The organism is Bacillus cereus group sp. BfR-BA-01382, assembly GCF_022663475.1.
GTDB lineage: Bacteria > Bacillota > Bacilli > Bacillales > Bacillaceae_G > Bacillus_A > Bacillus_A thuringiensis_S.
On the sequence record NZ_JAKUFQ010000068.1, the window covers coordinates 23,539 to 29,942 of the forward strand.

Below are 6,404 nucleotides of genomic sequence, written 5' to 3' on the forward strand. Positions count from 1 at the left end.
TACGACTTAAAAATAAAATTATTACTAAAATTCCAGTGTGAAATTTATGTAGAATCTTGTATAATTAACGTGTTTCTATGGAAACATTTTCTTGCGCTATTTCTATAGGATTTAATAGAACAAGGAAGGAAATACATACATGTATATAATAGACAAATAGAATGGAACATCATGTATAGAGAAAAAGGAGAGAAAAGATGGCGTGTCAAAGACAAGGGTTACAAGTTAATAACGATAGAAAGAGGGACAGAAGATGAAAATGAAGCATGCTTTTGGTCCTATAATTTTAGCGTGTGTGCTTTTTTTCATTATCATTCTAATCCCATCGAAAAGTTTAGTATCGCTTATTAGTGATAAGAAGGTAGAAGATGCGGCTACTTCTTTACAAAAAGAGAAATTACAAAGTGTTTTCTTACAGCAAAAAATGTTAGATAATTCACAGTATTTACCGATGTACGGTTCATCAGAATTTTTACGAATGGATGCATATCATCCGTCTAATTATTTCAAAGTAAATCCAGCTGGTTTTACACCGTTTTTAATTGGAACTGGCGGTACACAAAGTTTAGCTCATATTTTAAATATGACATCTACTATGGATGAATTAGAAGGTAAAAAAGTAGTCTTTGTTCTTTCACCACAATGGTTTACAAAGACTGGTGTATCACAAGGGGATTTCACTAATAATTTCTCCAAACAACAAGCATATCATTTTATTTTTAATGATGAGATAAATCCAGAAATAAAGAAGCAAATCGCGAAACGGCTATTAGATTATAAAGTTGTTCAAGAAGATGATATATTAAAAAATTCATTAGAAGGTATTGTATATAATGATACGAAACATAACATAAAAGCAGGTTTAGTTAAACCACTTGCTTATATGCATCGAAATATTTTAGATCATAGAGATTTATTTAACTCTTTATTTAAAATCGAACCGATGAAAGAGAAAACAAATAGCGGACTTCGTTCAATTTCTTGGGAAGACGCACGTAAACACGCAGAACAAGAAGGGAAAGCTGAGTCTACTACAAATACATTTGGAATTGAAAATCCGTATTATCATAAGAATAATCTGAAGAAAAAACTTAAAGGTTTAAAAAACTTTAGAGCAAATGAAACATATGATGAATCACCAGAATATAATGATTTACAAATTATTTTAGATTTATTTAAAGAGAAAAATGTCAAACCGCTCTTTATTTCTGTACCTGTAAATGGGCCTTGGTATGATTATACTGGATTCCCGAAAGAACGCCGTGAAGTGTATTATAAAAAAGTTCGAGAACAGGTTGAGAAAGCAGGATATCCAGTAGTTGATTTCTCTGGCCATGAATATGATAAGTATTTCTTAAAAGATACGATTCATTTGGGCTGGAAAGGTTGGATTTATTTTGATGAAGCAGTGCAGAAATTTTATTCTGAGAAATAAAGTATAGAAATCGGAATGGCTATGAGCCGTTCCGATTTTTTTAGTATAGAGGATTTTGGTGAGGACAATTTGGGAATGCATGTATATCTTGAACCTGTCTATAATCATAATGTTTCATTGCGAACTGAGCTTGATAAAGGTATTCATACACATATAATTGACCATCATGCGCTGAACATAATACGCCGGAAGTTCCTTGCCCATTTATGAAGGAAATACCGATAGGGCGTCCGATTAAGTATGGTATTTTTTGCTGCCAATGCATAGGGGAATCACTCCTTTTTGAGATAATATACGAAAAGAATGATCGAATGGTTGCTTATCCATGTAAATGTAGATGGAAAGGTGTTATATAATTCCTGAAGATTAATTCATATATAAATAAAAAGCCGCTATAACTTCGAATGAATTTATAGCGGTTTTTATTATATTCTTAAGCAAGATTTTTGCGCTTTTTTGTCCATTTTTTTATAACGAAGTATAAAAGTATAAGTACGACGCCACCAATTGCAAATGATTTCACATACGGACCAGCAATATCGTTTATATTCTCCCAATTTTCACCTAGTTTTTCACCTAAATAAATGAAAATAATAGACCAAGGGATAATCGCAAGTGCTGTTAATGTAGTGAAACGTAGTAAAGGCATTTTTGTAATACCAGCAGGAATTGAAATCGCATGACGCACTACTGGAATGAAGCGTGCTGTAAAAATGACGCCAGTTCCGTAACGATTAAACCAATCTTCTGCAGCATCTATTTGTTTTTTATGTATGAAAATATATTTTCCATAACGTTCTAATATAGGGCGTCCGCCGTATCGTCCAAGCCAATAAATAAAGATTTGGGCAATAACACCGCCAATTGTACCGAATACAACTGCGCCTATAAATGAGATACTACCATTGAATACTAAGTATCCTGCATAAGCAAGGACAATTTCACTTGGGATAATCTCAATCATAAGTCCAAGCATAATGCCCCAATAACCTAATCCTTCAAAAAACGTTAATACTGAATGAATAAAACTACTTAACATTGTTGCACCTTCTAATTTATGGATTTTTGAATATATGCCCCTTTACTTAATAATATAAAAGGTTCACTATATGTATATTATACCTTATTCATATAGGGGATTGCTATTTCAATTCTTTTATGTCTCCCATAAGTATTATAGTAAAGGATATAAGCCACGTTTTCATGAAGGGTTAATGAAAAGATTATTAAAAATTTCTTATATATCAATGATAATAAACTGAAAATTAAGTATAATGGTATAAGTCTTTCATTTACAAAAATAGGAGGGAAACGTATGTATATTACAGATCCGATTTATGGACCAATCTCTATTCGTGATAGAGATATCCTTCGTTTGATAGATACAAAAGCATTTCAAAGGTTGGCGAATATTAAACAACAAGGACATACTTATTTTTTACATAAGAACGCAATACATACGAGGGAAGAACATTCGATAGGTGTATATGTGCTAGTAAATAAAGTAATAGAACATCTTACTGAGATTGGTGACATACATTTATCGAAATATGAACGAAAGCTAGTATCTACTGTAGCCCTTCTACACGATGTTGGACATGGGCCATATTCACATTGTTTTCAGCAAATATCGGGTGAAGATCATGGTGATTGGACGGTACGAATCATTCAAGAGGACGAAGAAATACGTACGATTTTAAATCAAACACCTAGATTATTAGATGATGTAACGAAAGCTTTAACAGAAGATGGATTTTTTCCAATTATAGATGAGCTCTTATTTAATTCATTAGGAATGGATCAATTAGATTTTTGGAATAGAGATTTATATTACTCATCGCTTGAATTAGAAGGTTTACAGATAGAAGAATTGATTGCTAACATGCGTTTAATTGACGGTAAACTTGTTATTGAAGAATCGGGAATCCCCTTCATTGAACAATTAATGAAAATGAAAGAAGGGCTTTACAATAATGGATTTGGCCACCCGTTTGTGATAGGAAAAGACATATTGCTGCAAACAATTTTTAAAATGATAGAGGAGAAAAATCTTTCGTTCTATACTCCTGAACTTCAAAACTTCTTTCATAACGGAGAGAAGTTAGAAGTAGAGGACTTTCTTCCGTTACAAGATGAAATCATTTTAAATGAAATAAAGTACTTTGCAAAATCAAAGGACGTACAATTAGCGACGTTAATTCAGCTTTATTTTTCAGAAGCCAAAAGTTTATCTTTTGAAAAAGGACTAGAGGGTGATTTTAAAAAGGAAAATAGCACTTTAGCAGTAATAACTGAGAAAAAGGCGTACAGTTCATATGTAGGTGGTATTTACGTCTATAGTGAGGGGCAGTTAGAGGATATTATAGAAAAATCCCCTTTTATTCAAGCGATAGTAAGGTTACCTAAAAAAGAATATGCATATTCAATTTGAGTTGATTTTGAAACTTCAAAATGCTTTGTGGGGAATAGACAAAATGAATATTCTCTTATCACCTAGACAGGTACTTCACTTTCAAATAACGAATTATAATGTTAATAAAATTTTTATAGAAAATTAACGTGATGAAGATGAAATTATGAAAAAGAAATTATTAGAAAAGGCCTCATATCTACATAAAGCAGAATTAGAACAATTACTTAAAGCTATATTAGTTTCTGAGAAAGCTCATGAAGGGCAATTTCGCGTTTCGGGTGAGCCGTATATTACTCATCCATTTGCAGTTACAGAAATTTTGTTAGATTGTAAGGCAGATATTATAACTTTAGTTGCAGCATTACTACATGATGTGGTGGAGGATACAGATTATACAATTGAGTATGTACGTAATATATTCGGTAAAAAAGTGGCAGATATTGTAGAAGGGTTAACTAAAATTGATAAAAAACAAATCCCTAATAAAGAAGAGTATGAAGCAATAAATTTAAAGAAATTATTGTTAGCTACACATGGAGATATCAGAGTGGCTATTATAAAAGTGATAGATCGTCTACATAATATGAGGACTTTACAGGTGAAAGCTGTAAAGAAACAAGTTCCTTATGCAAATGAAACACTCAAAATTTTCGCTCCGATTTGTAAAAGGCTGGGGCTATTTCATATTCAACACGAGTTAGAAGATTTAGGTTTTTATTATCTTAATCATTCTAAATATAAGGGAATGAAAATACTTTTACAAAATTATGTTAAGTTATTAGAGGAGTTGTCTCAAAACATAAGGCTAGATATAAAAAATTTTCTGAATCGAACTTTAATATTTGAAGTGGACTATGAAGTAATCCCTATTTATACAGCTTATTCTCGTCTCCAAGATATTCAAGACATTACAGCGGTGTCAAAAATAATCATAACAGTCTCAAGTAATTTAGACTGTTATAAAATATTAGGGATTATACATCAACTGTACAAACCAATTCCTCATCAATTTGAAGATAACATAGCAATTGAAAGTGAAAGTGATGTATTAAACAAATACTTAAAGACCAAAGTGGTGATCAATAACCATGAAATAGTGATATGTATTGAAACAAAAATAAATCAGGAGATACGATATAAAGGGGTATTTCATATTCTTACAAAAAGTATAACTGATAAGGATATGCAAAATATAATTCATAAATTGATGGATCATTTTATTAAGACAAATGATCTAGTAACTCAAGATGCGATTGAATTTTATGATTTAGTATCATATGAACTATTCCAAGATAACATTGTAGCATTTACTCCTAAGTTAGATTCCGTGAAATTACCGCAAGGTTCTACTGTAATTGATTTTGCTTTTGAATTAAACCCTGAGATTGCTAAATATATGTCAGGTGCTAAAGTTAATGGTATAAATAAACCGATAACAACGAATGTTTCACATCTAGATATCGTTGAGCTTTTGGTAACTGAAAACATTAGTAATGTGAGACAGGGTTGGTTAAGTTTTGCTAATAGCTCAAAAGCTCAAATCGAAATTTGTAAAGAGTTACAAAGATGAAGGAATTAAATTTATCGAGAAAATTTGTCCGGAATTTAATAGAATGAAATAATCATTTTTGAATTAATAATAGGCGCTTACAATTTTTCATAATTAATACCTAGAAAAACAAGCATCCACCTGTTCGAAATATATAACAGGTGGATGCTTGTTTCCGTTATAAAAAAATAGAAGCATTTCTGCTCCTATTTTTTAAGGCTTCACATCTAAGTTCTGTAAAAATAAAGTTGCTGTTACGTAACGCTTTGCTAACATTTGTACATAAGCGGTATGTACAGAAAGGGTCGCAATGATAATAGCGTTACGAATTGCTTCGCGTTGTTCGTTATTAATTTGATCGAACTTGCTTGCGATTTTATCAGCTTTTTCTTTTACAATGTTTTCAATTGTATGAACGGTATCTGTTGCATTTAATTGTAAGCAATTCCCTTGATTGAGTTCTTCAAATAGAGAAGAGTATGCTACATATAAATGAACAGGATTGATTAAATCATCACTTCGATCGGCTGGGTCATTTACAATAAGGCGTAATAGCTTACGAATGGATTCAAAATCAAGTGCTGTTTTTAAATCTTCGACAATAAATAGTAAGGCTGCTTGTTCAATTGAATATTTTTTCCCTTTTTGAGGAGAGCCAATCATTTCTTTTATATCTCGTTTCACCCAGTTTTGCATAGCAGTTACAGAGAAACTTGTGTTTTCAATCTGATTGCCAAGCGCAACTATTTCATTTAAAGAAAAACCGACATCAGTATCGTCAATTTTAATCAGCTTTTCAAAAATAGGTGAAAGTGCGGTAGTAATAAAAGCTGTAACGCTTTGTCCGCTTTCAATATCTTTTTTATGTGACTTTGCCCAAGCTTCTTGTAAAATACCGAGAGGCTTTTTCGTATTCCATCCTCTTAGTGATAGAAGAAGGGTAGCCATTTCGTTTCGTGTGAGATGAAATGTTTCCATCTTTTCACCTCCAAAATAATAAAAAGTTC

The 6,404-nt window shown here is 31.7% G+C and carries 6 protein-coding genes; 3 read left to right on the forward strand and 3 right to left on the reverse strand.

What is annotated here, in order from left to right; translation table 11 throughout:
• The first annotated feature begins 253 nt into the window (after positions 1 to 253).
• Positions 254 to 1,435, forward strand: a complete 1,182-nt coding sequence (dltD, locus tag MR160_RS22715; protein WP_144514310.1) for a D-alanyl-lipoteichoic acid biosynthesis protein DltD — start codon at positions 254 to 256, stop codon at positions 1,433 to 1,435.
• Between the two features lie 40 nt (positions 1,436 to 1,475).
• Here dltD and MR160_RS22720 read toward each other — a convergent pair whose 3' ends face one another.
• Positions 1,476 to 1,700, reverse strand: coding sequence for a hypothetical protein (locus MR160_RS22720; protein ID WP_000558692.1), 225 nt, complete (start codon positions 1,698 to 1,700; stop codon positions 1,476 to 1,478).
• 168 nt (positions 1,701 to 1,868) lie between these two features.
• Complete coding sequence (gene uptA, locus MR160_RS22725; RefSeq protein ID WP_000952913.1) at positions 1,869 to 2,474, reverse strand: undecaprenyl phosphate transporter UptA; 606 nt, start codon at positions 2,472 to 2,474, stop codon at positions 1,869 to 1,871.
• A gap of 276 nt (positions 2,475 to 2,750) precedes the next feature.
• On the opposite strand from uptA, the gene MR160_RS22730 reads away from it, so the two are divergent.
• Positions 2,751 to 3,866, forward strand: coding sequence for an HD domain-containing protein (locus tag MR160_RS22730; RefSeq protein ID WP_000275993.1), 1,116 nt, complete (start codon positions 2,751 to 2,753; stop codon positions 3,864 to 3,866).
• Between the two features lie 145 nt (positions 3,867 to 4,011).
• The gene (locus tag MR160_RS22735) at positions 4,012 to 5,418 is read left to right on the forward strand and encodes an HD domain-containing protein (RefSeq protein WP_000727980.1); all 1,407 of its coding nucleotides are present in this window, start codon (positions 4,012 to 4,014) and stop codon (positions 5,416 to 5,418) included.
• A 192-nt stretch (positions 5,419 to 5,610) separates the two neighbouring features.
• On the opposite strand, the gene MR160_RS22740 is transcribed toward MR160_RS22735, so the two are convergent.
• The gene (locus tag MR160_RS22740) at positions 5,611 to 6,375 is read right to left on the reverse strand and encodes a DUF1836 domain-containing protein (RefSeq protein ID WP_000447231.1); all 765 of its coding nucleotides are present in this window, start codon (positions 6,373 to 6,375) and stop codon (positions 5,611 to 5,613) included.
• Positions 6,376 to 6,404 lie beyond the last annotated feature (29 nt).